3 protein-coding genes are annotated in these 15,631 nt (G+C 68.0%); 2 read left to right on the top strand and 1 reads right to left on the bottom strand.

All coding sequences use genetic code 11. The features are described 5' to 3' along the window. The first annotated feature begins 36 nt into the window (after nt 1-36). Together AC3RCJ_RS17035 and AC3RCJ_RS17030 are read left to right on the top strand one after the other, a co-directional pair. Nucleotides 37-1,860, top strand: coding sequence for a DUF885 domain-containing protein (locus AC3RCJ_RS17035; protein WP_492958586.1), 1,824 nt, complete (start codon nt 37-39; stop codon nt 1,858-1,860). Nucleotides 1,861-1,928: 68 nt separating this feature from the next. Then, nucleotides 1,929-2,882, top strand: a complete 954-nt coding sequence (locus tag AC3RCJ_RS17030) for a DMT family transporter (RefSeq protein WP_492958588.1) — start codon at nt 1,929-1,931, stop codon at nt 2,880-2,882. Between the two features lie 39 nt (nt 2,883-2,921). Here AC3RCJ_RS17030 and AC3RCJ_RS17025 read toward each other — a convergent pair whose 3' ends face one another. Continuing rightward, complete coding sequence (locus AC3RCJ_RS17025) at nt 2,922-15,623, bottom strand: YDG domain-containing protein (protein ID WP_492964657.1); 12,702 nt, start codon at nt 15,621-15,623, stop codon at nt 2,922-2,924. Nucleotides 15,624-15,631: the final 8 nt, after the last annotated feature.

Below are 15,631 nucleotides of genomic sequence, written 5' to 3'. Positions count from 1 at the left end.
CTTCGCTCATCGCTTACCTCAGGAAGGAAATCCCCGATGTCCGTTTCCCCGAAATTGTGCAGGACCGTATTCTCCACCATGCTGGCCGCCGCGCTGGCCAGCGCATTCGTCGCTCCCGCCATGGCTGCCGCGCCGGCCGCGGCCGTCGTCCCGGCATCATCGGCCTGGGTCGAGGCCAGCAACCGCAATGCCGCCATCGTGCTCGAGGCGCAGGCGCAATTCTCGCCGGAGAGTGCCTCCGACACGGGCTTGCCGCAGTATGACGGTCTGGCTTCGGACCTGGGGCCGAAGATCACCGAACGCTATGTGGCGGCCATGCAGAAGGCGCGCGCCGCGCTGCAGCAGCGGCTGGCGAAGGAAAAGGACGAGCGCGTCCGCCAGGACCTGCTCATCCTGATAGGCGCCGTCGAGCGTGACATCGCGGGCGCGCAGCTTGACGCGAAATACACCTTGCCGTGGCTCGATGTGCCCCAGCTGATGTTCGGCAGCATGCAAAGCCTGCTGCAGGAACAGCGCCCGGCCGCGCGCCGCGCCAAGGCGCTGGAACGGCTGCAGCGCTACGTCGGGCAATACCCGGGCAGCACGCCGATCACCGCGCAGGCCAAGGCGCGCTTCACGGAAAAAGTCGGCCAGAAAGGCCTGGCCGGCCCCGTGCGCCTGCAGGTGGAGCAGTCGCTGGAAAACGTGCCGACATATATCGCCGGCATCCGCAAGCTGTTTGCCGACATGAAGATCGCGGGCGCCGAACCGGCGCTGGCCGCCATGGAGCGCCAACTGAACGAGTACGCGGCCTGGGAGCGGCAGACCGTGCTGCCCCTGTCGCGCACGGATTTCCGCATGGCGCCCGAGCTGTACGCGTTCCGCCTGAAGCAGGTGGGCATCGATATCGAGCCGCGCGCGCTGGTGGAACGGGCCGAGGTGGCCTACCTGGAAACGCGTGCCGCCATGCAGGCGCTGGCACCCGTGGTGGCGGCCAAGCTGGCGCTGAAGGGCATCGATGGCAGCGACTATCGCCAGGTGCTGCGCGCGCTGAAAAGCGATTCCATCCCCGACGAACAGCTCGAGGCGCACTACAAGGGCGTCAATACGCAGCTGGAAGAGCGCATCCGCCAGCACGGCGTGGTCGATGTGCCGCAGCGCGCGATGACCATGCGCCTGGCGTCAAGCGCCGAATCGGCGGCCCAGCCGGCGCCGCACATGCGTCCGCCTCCGCTGATCGGCAACACGGGCGAGCATGGCCAGTTTGTCCTCACGGTCAGCAATCCGGCCGCCAGCGGCAAGGGCGAAGCGTATGACGATTTCAATTTCTCCGGCGCGGCATGGACCCTGAGCGCACATGAAGGCCGCCCCGGCCACGAACTGCAGTTCAGCGCCATGGTGGAGCGTGGCGTGTCGCAGGCGCGCAGCCTGTACGCGTTCAACAGCGTCAACGTGGAAGGCTGGGCCCTGTATGCGGAAGCGGAGATGATTCCCTACGAGCCGGCCGAAGGCCAGTTCATCGCGCTGCAGTTCCGCATGCTGCGCGCGGCGCGCGCCATGCTCGACCCGATGCTGAACCTGGGCCTGGTCACGCGCGAAGCGGCGGGCCGCATCCTGACGGACGAGGTGATGCTGTCGAAGGCCATGGCGCGCCAGGAACTGGACCGCTATACCTTCAACATGCCGGGCCAGGCCGGCAGCTATTTCTATGGCTATACGCGCATCCTGCAATTGCGTGCGGAAACGGAACTGGCCCTGGGCGCGAAATTCGACCGGCTCGCCTTCAACAACTTCCTGCTGGGCCAGGGATTGCTGCCGCCGGACTTGCTGGCAAAGGCAGTGCGCGAGCATTTCATTCCCGGGCAGCTGGCCAAGCGCTGACGCCATTGCGCGATACCGCGCGCCGCATGCCATACTGGCGCCTTTCTTGAAGCGAGAGAGTGGCAGGCATGTGGCGTGGGATCGTATTCGGTGTGCTGGCAGGCGCCTTCTGGGGCGCCGTTTTCATTGTGCCGGAACTGCTGCCCGGCTTTTCCCCGCTCGAACTGATGGTGGGGCGCTATGCCTGCTATGGCATGCTGGCGCTCGTCCTGATGCTGCCGCGCCTGTTGCCGCTGTTGCGCCGGCTGCGGCGCGGCGACTGGCTGGCCATGCTGCGCCAGGCGTTGTCCGGCAATGTCGTCTACTACATGCTGCTGGCCTCCGGCGTGAAGCTGGCCGGCGTGGCGGCCACCTCGCTGATCATCGGCTTGCTGCCGCTGACCGTGACCATCCTGGGGCACCGGGACCACGGTTCGCTGCCGCTGCGCCGCCTGGCCCTGCCGCTGCTGGTGGTCGCGGCCGGCATCGCCTGCATCAATATCGATGTCTTCGGCCATGCGGCCGCCGGTGCCGGCGCCGACGTCGCCCACAGGCTGCTCGGGGTGCTGTGCGCCGTGGGGGCGCTCGCCTGCTGGACCTGGTATGCGCTCGACAATGCCCGTTTCCTGAAGCGCCATGCGCACTTCAGCAGCGTGGAATGGTCCATGCTGTACGGGCTGGCCAGCGGCGTGATCGCGCTGCTGGTCGGCGCGGCAGCGCTGGCGCTGCACCTCGCCGGCAAGGTCGATGAGATCGGTGGCGGCGCGCTGGCGCGCAACTGGAGCGCCTTCTGGCTGGTGTGCATGCTGCTGGCGCTGGGCGCCTCCGTGGTCGCCAATTACCTGTGGAACGTCTCCTCGCGGCTGGTGCCGGTGAGCCTGTCGGGCCAGTTGATCCTGTCGGAAACGCTGTTCGCGCTGCTGTATGGCTTCATCCATGCGCAGCGCATGCCGCGTCCGCTGGAATGGGCGGCCATGCTGCTGCTGACGGCCGGCGTGCTGTGGTCCGTGCATGCGCACGCGAAGCAAGAGGGCCCTGCCTGAGGCCGTGCAGGGGCGCGCTGCGCCCCTGCTGCCCGCCGCTTACTGGCCTTCCGCCATCACCATCGTCGCGCGCTGGCTGCCGATGACCAGCAGGATTTGCAGCGGCAGCGCGCCGTCCGGCAGGCGCGTGACGGCGAACGTCTTGCTGTCGGCGTTATAGCTGATCCAGGCCGGCAGCGGCGTGCCGTCGGCCAGGGTCGCCTGCACCGGCACGCGGTTGACGGCAGCCGTTTCGACGATCTGCGCCGGCAGCGGGAAGCCGAAGCCCTTGCCCGCATTGGCGATTTCCTTCGGTATCGAGACGGCGATCGCGCCATTCTGCTGCAGCGACGCGGGCCGTACCAGCGACACGCTGATGCCGGGCGTGCTGGTCACTTTGAGCGCCGTGGCGGCTGCCAGGGCGGGGAGGGCCGGCGGCGTGCTGCTCAAGCCGGCGTCCGAGGCGGGTATCTCGCCCAGCGGCGGCATGCTCAAACCGGGTGCCACGCGCTGCTGCGCCAACGGCAGGGGCGGTAGCGGCGGCACCGGCGCGACGATGGGCGGCGGCACCTGGATGGCGGCATCGAGGATGTCCGCGCTGAGGCCCTGCGGCTGGCTCAGTGCATAGTTGCCCGCATCGGCGCCCGCCAGCGCATAACCGTTGACGGTGACCGGCTTGGCCTTGCCGGCCGTGGCGTCGGCAAAGCTGGCGCCAGGCGTACCGGTCACCGCCACTTCGTCGTCGCCGATGACGTTGATCACCGCCGTGCCTCCCAGGCTGGCCAGGGCATTGCCGTCGAAGGTCTTGTTGTTGGCATGCACACCGGTCACCGTGACCAGCGCGGGCGTGATGTCGCCAACGAGGCCCGGCTCCTGGCCTATCGCGTAGTTGCTGTCGCTGGAGGTATAGCCGGTCAGCGTGATCACCTTGCCCTTGCCCACATTCTTGTCGGCGAACTGGCCCCCGCCGTTGCCGCCCACGGTGACGGTTTCGCCCTCGAAGCCCGACACCACCGGCGTGCCGGACAACGCCACGCCGCGCGTGCCGTCGTAGGTCTTCGCCGCCGCCAGGCTCAAGCCGCTCACCTGCAGCACGGCCGGCGTGATGGTGGCCGTCAGGCCCGTCGGCTGCAGCAGCAGGTAGTTGCCGTCTTCGGTCGTGTAGCCGCTGACGCTGACGGCCTTGTTGACGCCCGCGTTCTTGTCGGCGAACAGGCCCGTTGCCGTGCCCGTGACGGTGACGACGTCGCTGCCGAGCGCCTGCACGGTGGGCGCGCCCGTGATCAGGGCGTTGCGCGTCGTGTCGTAGCTGCGGCCCTGCGCCGTCACACCCGTCACCTGCAGGAAGGCGGGCGTGATCGTGGCCGTCGTCAGCGCGCTGGTGTTTTCCAGCACGTAGTTGCCGGCATCGGCGCCGCCGGCGGCGATGCCGGTCACCGTGACGGTTTTATTGACGCCCGCATTCTTGTTGGCGAAGCTGGCCGCGGTGTTGCTGACGTCCAGCAGGTCGCCGGCCACGCGGTCGTCGCCCAGGGTGACGCTGGCCGTGGTGGTGGCGTCGTACACGCGGCCGATGCCCGTCGCCTGCACGGTGAGGATGCGCGGCGTGATCGAGCTGCTGGCGTTGCCGGCCAGGCTGACGCTGTAGTTGCCGCCGCCATTGCCGTCGCTGAGCGTGGCGCTGTTGAATTGGACCGCCTTGTTGCCATTGCCGGCGTTCTTGTCGGCATAGCTGAACGCGGCATGCGTCACCGTGTCGCCGGCCACCAGGGCGGCCGACAGGGCGGACAGGTCGCCGCTGCCGGTCGTATAGGCCAGAGTGCCGTCGTAGACCTTGCTGATGGACGGCGCGGTGAGCACGATGGCCTTCGGCGTGATGGTGCCGGTGCCGGTGGCGCCGGTGGGCAGCAGGTAGTTGGCATACGAGGTGCCCATGCCGGCCGTGAAATCCTCGGACGACAGCGTCGTGCTGACCGTGCGGCTGCCCGCATGGCGGCTGTCGAAGGTGCCGGCAGCCTTGGTCACGCTGAACGATTCGCCGGCCACCAGGCCATGCAGGGTGTAGCTGCCGAGGGCGATTTGCGCATTGGTGCCGCCGTTGTAGGCGCGCGTGACGGCCGTCACGGGGTCGAGGGTCAGCTGGGCGGGAGTGATGCTGCCCGTCAGTTCTGGCGCCTGGCCTATCGTGTAGTTGCTGTCGCTGGAGGTGAAGCCGCTCACCGTGATGGCCTTGCCCGTGCCGGCGTTCTTGTTGGCGAACTGGCCCGTGCCCGTGCCGAGCACGGCGACGCTGTCGCTGCCCAGGCCAAAGACGATGGGGGAACCGGCCAGCGTGATGCCCGTCGTGCCGTCATAGGTCTTGCTCACGCCCGAGTTCAGGCCGAACAGTTCCAGCACGGCCGGCGTGATGGTGGCCGTCAGGCCCGTCGGCTGCAGCAGCAGGTAGTTGCCGTCTTCGGTCGTGTAGCCGCTGACGCTGACGGCCTTGTTGACGCCCGCGTTCTTGTCGGCGAACAGGCCCGTTGCCGTGCCCGTGACGGTGACGACGTCGCTGCCGAGCGCCTGCACGGTGGGCGCGCCCGTGATCAGGGCGTTGCGCGTCGTGTCGTAGCTGCGGCCCTGCGCCGTCACACCCGTCACCTGCAGGAAGGCGGGCGTGATCGTGGCCGTCGTCAGCGCGCTGGTGTTTTCCAGCACGTAGTTGCCGGCATCGGCGCCGCCGGCGGCGATGCCGGTCACCGTGACGGTTTTATTGACGCCCGCGTTCTTGTTGGCGAAGCTGGCCGCGGTGTTGCTGACGTCCAGCAGGTCGCCGGCCACGCGGTCGTCACCCAGGGTAACGCTGGCCGTGGTGGTGGCGTCGTACACGCGGCCGATGCCCGTCGCCTGCACGGTCAGGATGCGCGGCGTGATCGTGCTGCTGGCGTTGCCGGCCAGGCTGACGCTGTAGTTGCCGCCGCCATTGCCGTCGCTGAGCGTGGCGCTGTTGAATTGGACCACCTTGTTGCCGTTGCCGGCGTTCTTGTCGGCATAGCTGAACGCGGCATGCGTCACCGTGTCGCCGGCCACCAGGGCGGCCGACAGGGCGGACAGGTCGCCGCTGCCGGTGGTATAGGCGAGGCTGCCGTCGTAGACCTTGCTGATGGACGGCGCGGTGAGCACGATGGCCTTCGGCGTGATGGTGCCGGTGCCGGTGGCGCCGGTGGGCAGCAGGTAGTTGGCATACGAGGTACCCATGCCGGCCGTGAAGTCCTCGGACGACAGCGTCGTGCTGACCGTGCGGCTGCCCGCATGGCGGCTGTCGAAGGTGCCGGCAGCCTTGGTCACGCTGAACGATTCGCCGGCCACCAGGCCATGCAGGGTGTAGCTGCCGAGGGCGATTTGCGCATTGGTGCCGCCGTTGTAGGCGCGCGTGACGGCCGTCACGGGGTCGAGGGTCAGCTGGGCGGGCGTGATGCTGCCCGTCAGTTCTGGCGCCTGGCCTATCGTGTAGTTGCTGTCGCTGGAGGTGAAGCCGCTCACCGTGATGGCCTTGCCCGTGCCGGCGTTCTTGTTGGCGAACTGGCCCGTGCCCGTGCCGAGCACGGCGACGCTGTCGCTGCCCAGGCCAAAGACGATGGGGGAACCGGCCAGCGTGATGCCCGTCGTGCCGTCATAGGTCTTGCTCACGCCCGAGTTCAGGCCGAACAGTTCCAGCACGGCCGGCGTGATGGTGGCCGTCAGGCCCGTCGGCTGCAGCAGCAGGTAGTTGCCGTCTTCGGTCGTGTAGCCGCTGACGCTGACGGCCTTGTTGACGCCCGCGTTCTTGTCGGCGAACAGGCCCGTTGCCGTGCCCGTGACGGTGACGACATCGCTGCCGAGCGCCTGCACGGTGGGCGCGCCCGTGATCAGGGCATTGCGCGTCGTGTCGTAGCTGCGGTTCTGCGCCGTGACGCCCGTCACCTGCAGCAAGGCGGGCGTGATCGTGGCCGTGGTCAGCGCGCTGGTGTTTTCCAGCACGTAGTTGCCCGCATCGGCGCCGCCGGCGGCGATGCCGGTCACCGTGACGGTTTTATTGACGCCCGCGTTCTTGTTGGCGAAGCTGGCCGCGGTGTTGCTGACGTCCAGCAGGTCGCCGGCCACGCGGTCGTCACCCAGGGTAACGCTGGCCGTGGTGGTGGCGTCGTACACGCGGCCGATGCCCGTCGCCTGCACGGTCAGGATGCGCGGCGTGATCGTGCTGCTGGCGTTGCCGGCCAGGCTGACGCTGTAGTTGCCGCCGCCATTGCCGTCGCTGAGCGTGGCGCTGTTGAATTGGACCACCTTGTTGCCGTTGCCGGCGTTCTTGTCGGCATAGCTGAACGCGGCATGCGTCACCGTGTCGCCGGCCACCAGGGCGGCCGACAGGGCGGACAGGTCGCCGCTGCCGGTGGTATAGGCGAGGCTGCCGTCGTAGACCTTGCTGATGGACGGCGCGGTGAGCACGATGGCCTTCGGCGTGATGGTGCCGGTGCCGGTGGCGCCGGTGGGCAGCAGGTAGTTGGCATACGAGGTACCCATGCCGGCCGTGAAGTCCTCGGACGACAGCGTCGTGCTGACCGTGCGGCTGCCCGCATGGCGGCTGTCGAAGGTGCCGGCAGCCTTGGTCACGCTGAACGATTCGCCGGCCACCAGGCCATGCAGGGTGTAGCTGCCGAGGGCGATTTGCGCATTGGTGCCGCCGTTGTAGGCGCGCGTGACGGCCGTCACGGGGTCGAGGGTCAGCTGGGCGGGCGTGATGCTGCCCGTCAGTTCTGGCGCCTGGCCTATCGTGTAGTTGCTGTCGCTGGAGGTGAAGCCGCTCACCGTGATGGCCTTGCCCGTGCCGGCGTTCTTGTTGGCGAACTGGCCCGTGCCCGTGCCGAGCACGGCGACGCTGTCGCTGCCCAGGCCAAAGACGATGGGGGAACCGGCCAGCGTGATGCCCGTCGTGCCGTCATAGGTCTTGCTCACGCCCGAGTTCAGGCCGAGCAGTTCCAGCACGGCCGGCGTGATGGTGGCCGTCAGGCCCGTCGGCTGCAGCAGCAGGTAATTGCCGTCTTCGGTCGTGTAGCCGCTGACGCTGACGGCCTTGTTGACGCCCGCGTTCTTGTCGGCGAACAGGCCCGTTGCCGTGCCCGTGACGGTGACGACATCGCTGCCGAGCGCCTGCACGGTGGGCGCGCCCGTGATCAGGGCGTTGCGCGTCGTGTCGTAGCTGCGGCCCTGCGCCGTCACGCCCGTCACCTGCAGCAAGGCGGGCGTGATCGTGGCCGTGGTCAGCGCGCTGGTGTTTTCCAGCACGTAGTTGCCCGCATCGGCGCCGCCGGCGGCGATGCCGGTCACCGTGACGGTTTTGTTCACGCCCGCGTTCTTGTTGGCGAAGCTGGCCGCGGTGTTGCTGACGTCCAGCAGGTCGCCGGCCACGCGGTCGTCGCCCAGGGTGACGCTGGCCGTGGTGGTGGCGTCGTACACGCGGCCGATGCCCGTCGCCTGCACGGTCAGGATGCGCGGCGTGATCGTGCTGCTGGCGTTGCCGGCCAGGCTGACGCTGTAATTGCTGCCGCCATTGCCGTCGCTGAGCGTGGCGCTGTTGAATTGGACCACCTTGTTGCCGTTGCCGGCGTTCTTGTCGGCATAGCTGAACGCGGCATGCGTCACCGTGTCGCCGGCCACCAGGGCGGCCGACAGGGCGGACAGGTCGCCGCTGCCGGTCGTATAGGCAAGGCTGCCGTCGTAGACCTTGCTGATGGACGGGGCGGTGAGCACGATGGCCTTCGGCGTGATGGTGCCCGTGCCCGTGGCGCTGGTGGGCAGCAGGTAGTTGGCATACGAGGTGCCCATGCCGGCCGTGAAGTCCTCGGACGACAGCGTCGTGCTGACCGTGCGGCTGCCCGCGTTGCGGCTGTCGAAGGTGCCGCTGGCCTTGGTCACGCTGAACGATTCGCCCGAAACCAGGCCATCGAGCGTGTAGTTGGTGCTTGCCAGGCTGGCCGTGGTCGTGCCATCGTAGGCGCGACCTATCCTGCCCGCGAGGCTGGCCGTCAAGGCCTTGGCCGTGATGCTGGCGGCTCCGCCGGCCGAGGCAGGCAGCACGTAGTTCGACAAGGTCGTGCCGGAACCGGCCGTGAAGTCGCCGGCCGACAGGCTGGCCGTCACGCTGTTCGCGTTGACCACGTTGGCGGAATTGTAGCTGCCTGCCGTTTGCGTGACGCTGGCGGACTGGCTGCCGATGAAACCGGCCAGGTTGTAGTTGGCGCTGCCCAGCAACGCTGCGGTCGTGCCGTCGTAGGTCTTGACGATGCTGCCTGTCAGGCTGGCCGTCAGGGCCTTCGGCGTGATGGCGGCCGCGCCGCTGGCGCTCGTCGGCAGGATGTAGTTGCTGAACGAGGTGCCGCTGCCGGCCGTGAAGTCGCCGGCCGAGAGCAGGGCGCTGACGCTGCTGGCGCCGGCCACGTCGCCGGAATTGTACAGGCCGGCCACCTGGCCGACGGTGGCCGACTGTCCGCCGGCAAAGCCCAGCAGCTGGTAGTTGCCGGCGGATAGGGTGGCATTGGCGTTGCCATCGTAGGTCTTGGTCGGCGTGCCGATCACCACGGCCGTCAGTGCCTTCGGCGTGATGACGCCCGTGCCGCTGGCCGAGATGGGCAGGTTGTAGTTGCTGGCCAGGGTGCCCGCGCCTGCCGTGAAGTTGCCTGCCGATAAATTCGCGGTGACGGCATAGCTGCCCACGTTGACGCCGCCGTACAGGCCGAAGGACGAATTGATGCCGAACGATTCGCTGCCCACCAGGCCGCTCAATACATAGTCGCCGGTCGACAGGGCCATCAGGCTGCCGCCGTCGTAGGTCTTGCTGACGGGATTGAGCGAGGCCGTCAGCGTTTTCTTTTGCACCGTCAGGGTACGCGGCGTATTGCTGCCCAGCATCACGGCATAGCCGTTGTTGCCGGTCACGCCAGACAGGTCGACGGTGATGGCGTAGGGGCCGCCTGCCACGCCGGCGTTGGCGGCCGCGCCGGCGGACGCGGCCGTGATGGCGCCGGACACGGCGGTGGAAATCGTGTCGCCGAGATACGCGCCCGCCACGGCGCCTTGTGCGCCGGACAGGCTGATGACCTGGTCCACCAGCGCCGTGCCGGTAGCGAGGTCGTCGCCATAGGTCTTGCTGACGTCTTGCGTATTGACGGTGATGGTGGGCTGGTAGGCGAACAGGTAGCGATTGCCCGTCTGCGTGGCATCGCTGCCCGTGTAGCTGCTGTTCCAGACGGCCGTATTGTTGCTGTCGAGGTTGCCGAACGTGCTGGCGCCAGGGGCGCTCGCGTACACGAGCCAGCGTGCGCCCGGGTCGGACAGGGCGATGCTGGCCGCGCCATTGCCTGAATTATTGTTGAAATTGCCTTTCGCCGCCAGGGTCACGGCCGTGCCGGCGCCGCTGGCGTTCAGGACGGCGCCCGCGTTCAAGGTCACGTCGGCGCCGACGCCGCGGTAGCCCACGTCAAAGCCGCAGCAGTTGGCGTTCATGTCGGGCAGGTCGGCCACCGTGCCGGCGCCGTTGCCCTGATTGACCAGCTTGATGCTGGCGGCCGTGATGCTGTTGACGCTGATCGAACCGGCCATGGCGTTGCTCTTGTCGCTGCCGTCGGCCATCAGCATCGAGACATGGCCCGTGCCCGCGTCGATCACGGCGGCCGTGCCCTGGGCATTGCTGCCCATGCTGATGGTGGCGATGCCCGCGTCGCGGTAGGCATCCTTGACGCCGTTGGCCAGGCTGTCGTTGGCGATCAGGTTCAGGTCGCGGTTGCCCGTGATGATGTCGCCCAGCACGGCGATGCTGCGTCCGGCCTGCATGGTCAGCGCGCCGCCGGCCACGCCGCCGCTCGCGTCGATGCCGCTCTTGACGAAAATATCATTATTTGCCTGCAGGGTCACGCTGGTACCGGTGCGCAAGACGCCGGCGATGTAATCGGGCGTCATGGCCTGCGTCGCGCCTTCGGCGTCGCCATAGCCGGTGGCGCCCGGCAGCCACATGGGATTGGCGGCCGGCATGGCGGACGAGACGAGGATCACGTGGCCGTTGTCGCCCGCGAAGGTGACGAAGGCGGCGCCATTGCTGGCCAGCGACATGTTCGGTGAATAGCCGAGTCCGCCCCAGAAGCGGCCGTTCGGATTGCCGACCCCGGCATTGGCGGGGCCCGTCGTGCCGCTCAGCGGGGCGGCCGCGTTGCTGATGAAATTGACGGCGCCGGCGCCGCAGTTCCAGTCCGGCGAGATGATGAAATAGCCGGCATTCGCATAATCGGCCGTGGTGCCGTAGTACGTGGCCAGCTGGATGCTGGTGCCCAGGTAATCGTTGACGTGGCTGCCGACCATGGCGTTGGCGGCCGACATGATGTTCTGGTTACCCTGCGCCGCATAGTCGTTCAGCCTGCCCGTGTTGCCATCGACCCAGCTGACGGCGCCGGCGTTGACGATGCCGTTGATGTCGCGGTTGGGGTTGGACACCACATAGTGGCCGTTGATCAGTGCTGCGTAGTAGGAACCCAGGTAATCGCCGGCCTTTTCGCCCACGATGCTGTTGTCCCGGCCGACCACGCCGCTGACACCGGCCACGCCGCTGCCCCAGGTGACGGCCCCGGCCGAGGCGTTGGCGCCGTTGGCCCAGTTGGTGCTCAGGGCAACATAATTGCCCGTATAGCGGTTGACATTGTTGACGGCATCGTAGTTGTACAGATAGTCGACATAGGAGCCGATATTGTCGTTCGCCTGGGTGCCCACGAGGCTGTTCGCGGCGGAAACGATGTTGCGGCTGCCCCGCGCCGCATAGTCGGACAGGCGGCCCGTGCTGCCGTCGATCCACGTCAGCGCGCCGGCGCCCGTGGCGGCGCCATTGTCCCAGTACTGGTTCTGGATCAGATAACTGCCGGCCACGGCCAGCGGCGCGACGGTCCAGTCCTTGCTGTCGTTCGCCTTCAGGCCCAGCACGCTGTTGCTGTCGGAAATCGTGCCCGTCAGCGGGCCCGTACCGCTGCCCCAGGTGACGGCGCCCGCGTCGGCCAGCGCGCCATTGTTCCACAGGATGCTGGAGACGACATAGTTGCCGCTATAGAGCTGCTTGCCGTTGCCGTCGTAGCCGGCCAGCAGGGCCGTCACGCCACTGACATTGTTCTTGCCCGTGCCGACGCGGTCGTCCGTGACGCTGCCGACCAGGCTGTTGGCGGCCGATACGGCGCCCACAGCCGGCGCGCCGCCTCCGTCGCTCCAGGTGACTGCGCCTGCCCGCAGCGCGGCGCCATTGCGCCAATAGTTGCTGACGGTGACGAAATTGCCGTTCGATAGCGCCGTGATGCCATTGCCGATGGCGTCCTGGTGGCTGGTGGCGCCGTTCACGGGATTGGTGATGACGTCGGTCGGCACGACGAAGCCGCCGATGAAGTCGCTGACATTGCTGCCGATCAAGCTGTTGTCGGCGTTGATCGTGTGTCCGCCATCGGCCGTGGCGCCGGTGGCGCCGCTGCTCCAGGTGACGGCGCCGCGCGTGCCGTTCCACATGGGGCTGGCCACGGCGTAGTTACCGTTCGACAGCACGCTAATCGACGTGCCTTCCTGCAGCGCGGGTACGGGGTTGTTTGATTGATAGCTATTGTACTGGTAGGAGCCGATGCGGTCGCCGCTGAAGCTGCCAACCAGGCTGTTGGCGGCCGAGACGGCGCCCAGCGTGGGGCTGCTGCCGCTGTTCCACGTCACGGCGCCGGCGCTGGCATTGCCGCCATTGGCCCAGTACGGGCTCAGGGCCAGGTAATTGCCGTTGCCGACCAGGGCCAGGATGCCGCCTGCGCCCACGCGGTCATTGACCTGGCTGCCAACGAGGCTGTTGCCGGCGCCCACCGTGCCATCCTGATTGATCTTGCTCAAGCCCGTGGTGCCGTCGACGAGGGTGGACGCGCCCCGCGTGCCGTTCCAGTTCGGGCTCGACACCACGTAATCGTTGTTGCCCAGTACGGTAATGGTCTTGCTGCCGATGCTGTCGCCCGTGGTAGAGCCGGTCAGGCCGTTGGCGACGATGACATCCTTGACGTTGGTGGCGTACGCCACCCAGGTGGCGGCGCCGCGCGAGCTGTTCCAGGCCGGGCTGCTGATCACATAGGCGTTATTGCTGCCCAGTAAGGTGACGCCGCCCGATGACAGCGAGTCGAAGGCGCCGCCGACGAGGCTGTTGGCGGACGAGACGAGACCTGTGACGGCGTTGGCGCCATCAAACGTGGCCAGCATGCCGGCATTGTTGTTCCAGTCCGAACCGTAGATGAGGAAGCGGGAACCGCTGAGCGCCTGGAAGTATTTGCCGACCTTGTCCGTGCCGTTCCCTTGACCAGAGGCGTCGGCGCGCGTGCTGTCGCCCACCAGGCTGTTGGCCGCGCCCACCACGCCCGTCAGCGCGCTGCTGCCGGAACCGAAGGTGACGGCGCCCACGCCCTTGTTCCAGCCTGAGTTCACCAGCACATAGCTGTCGTTGGGCAAAACGTTGATGCTGCCGCCCACCTGATCGCCGAATTTGTACTGTTTGTAGCCATCGGAGAGCACGATGGTCATCGGCGTGCTGCCCACCAGGCTGTTGGTCGAGCTCACCACGCCGCTCACGCCCGTGCTGCCGTTGCCGAAGGTGAGCGCGCCGCGCGAATCGGACCAGCTTCCCGTGCCGACCAAATAGTTGCCGTTCGCTAAGGTCTTGATGGCGCTGCCGCCCACATTGTCGGAAGTGGCATAGCCCTGGCTGCTCATGTGCGTGCCCGTGCTGCCCACCAGGCTGTTGTTTGACGATAATGCCACGGCGCCCGCGCCCCAGCCCGTCGTGCCGCTGCCCCAGGTGACGGCGCCGCGGCCCGCGTTCCACAGATTGCTGCTGACGACGAAATTGCCGTTGGCCAGCGCCGTGACGGCATAGCTGCCCACCTTGTCGCCCACATGCGTGCCGTACAGGGTAGAGATCAGTGCCTGGTCGCTCTGGCGGAACAGGTAGGCGGCGCCGGAGCCCGTGGCGCCCAGGTTGTCGTCCGGATTCGTGATGACGACATAGCCGGTGCGCGTGATGGTGGTGCCCGCCGTCGTGGTCAGCGCCGTGGTGGTCTTGCCGAAGCTGCCGCCCGCCGTGGGGTGGGGGTCGACGAATTCCAGCTGGCCCGACAGCTGGCTGTCGATGTAGATGTCCTTCGGGTCCAGCAGCAGGGTGCCCGACTTGCCGTAGCGCGCGTAGCCGTTGGCCGTGCCGCCGAAATGCAGGGTTTGTTTGCCGGACACTTCCATGATGCCGCCGTCGCCGCCCCAGGCGCCGCCGCGCGCGCCGATGTCGCCGCCGAAGACGGTCTTTTCTTCCGACCAGACGACCACCTTGCCGCCGTTGCCCGCGCCGGTGGCGTCCGCGTTCAAGGTCACGCCCTTGCCGACGGTGGTATTGACGGCATTCCGGATGGCCGCATTCCTGCCCTGGTAATCGCCGCCGACGAGGATGGTGCCGCCGCCGGATGCGCCCGTGGCGCTGACCCTGGCGCCCATCAGGGCCACGTCGCGGGCCGTGATGACGACCTTGCCGCCATGCTCGCCGTCGGCCTGGTAGCGGCCCGACGTGTAGACCTTGCCGGCGCCGCCGTCGATGGCGATGCTGCCGCCCCCTTGCGCCGAGACGGTGGCGCTGGCCGTTTCCACCAGGCCGTTGGCCAGCGTGCTCGCGATGGCGCCGCCGCCATCGGCGCGCAGGCTGCCCGCATTGAGCATGCGGTCGCCCGCGATGGCGATGGCGCCGCCCTGGCTGCCCGAAACGTCGAGGCTGCCGCCATTGTCGACCAGGCCGGAACTGTCGAGCACGATCTTGCCGCCGCGCGCGGCCAGGCCTGTCGCCTCCAGCGCGCCGCTATTGCGCACCACGCCGCCCTGCAGCTGGTTCGCGGCCTGGGCCGACATGATGATGAGGCCGCCCGGCGCGTGCACGGCCGCGCCGTTTTCCACCAGCGCGGCGATGGCCGAGGGCGACACCAGCACGCCGGCCAGCGTGCGGCTGTCGGCAAACTGCAGCGCGATCTGCTCGCCGGCCGCCATGGCCACGGTGCCGGCCTGGGCGATGACGATGCCGTTGTTGCGCACCTGCGGCGCCAGCATGGCGATGTAGCCGCCCAGTCCCGCCTGCAGGCTGCCGTCGTTGATGACCGCGCCCGTGGCGCCGTTGCGCGTGAAGGTGCTGCTGCCGGCCATGAAGTCCGCCGTATTCATCGTGTGCGTGGTGGCCACCAGGCCGCCCACGCTGACCGACGCGGTAGGGCTGAAATACACGCCATTCGGATTGCTGAGGAAGACCTGGCCGTTGGCCGTGATGCGGCCGAAGATCTGGCTGGCCTGGCTGTCCTGCACGCGGTTCAGGGTCACGGCTGCGCTGTTGGGCTGCTGGAAGCTGACCTGGGCCTGCGACCCCACGTTAAAGGTCTGCCAGTCGATGGCGCCGCGCTGGCTGGCTTGCTGGATGTTCATCTGCGCGCCCGCCTGGCCGATGCTGACCGTGCCGCCCGTCACCTGGCCGCCCGTCGGCAGCTGGCCCGGCGCGGGCGGCGCGGCCCAGGCGGCTGGCGCCAGGCCCAGGCCGGCGAACAGGGCGGCCATGAAGGCGCCGCGCCCGCTGCGCTTGCCCCGCCCGCGCGTATTTTCCGCGACGGCGATCCAGGCGCCTTGCGCCTCGCTCCAGATCAGGCGATAGAAGCGATTGATGGTGGCATGTCCGCTCATGATGACAA

The sequence above is a fragment of the Janthinobacterium sp. GW822-FHT07H11 genome (assembly GCF_058798615.1).
This window is presented reverse-complemented; position numbering and strand designations above follow the sequence as displayed.

Excerpts from the sequence above, each read along its gene's own strand:
- AC3RCJ_RS17035 (WP_492958586.1), top strand. The coding sequence starts at position 37 with ATGTCCGTTTCCCCGAAATTGTGCAGGACCGTATTCTCCACCATGCTG.
- AC3RCJ_RS17025 (WP_492964657.1), bottom strand. The coding sequence starts at position 15,623 with ATGAGCGGACATGCCACCATCAATCGCTTCTATCGCCTGATCTGGAGC.
- AC3RCJ_RS17030 (WP_492958588.1), top strand. The coding sequence starts at position 1,929 with ATGTGGCGTGGGATCGTATTCGGTGTGCTGGCAGGCGCCTTCTGGGGC.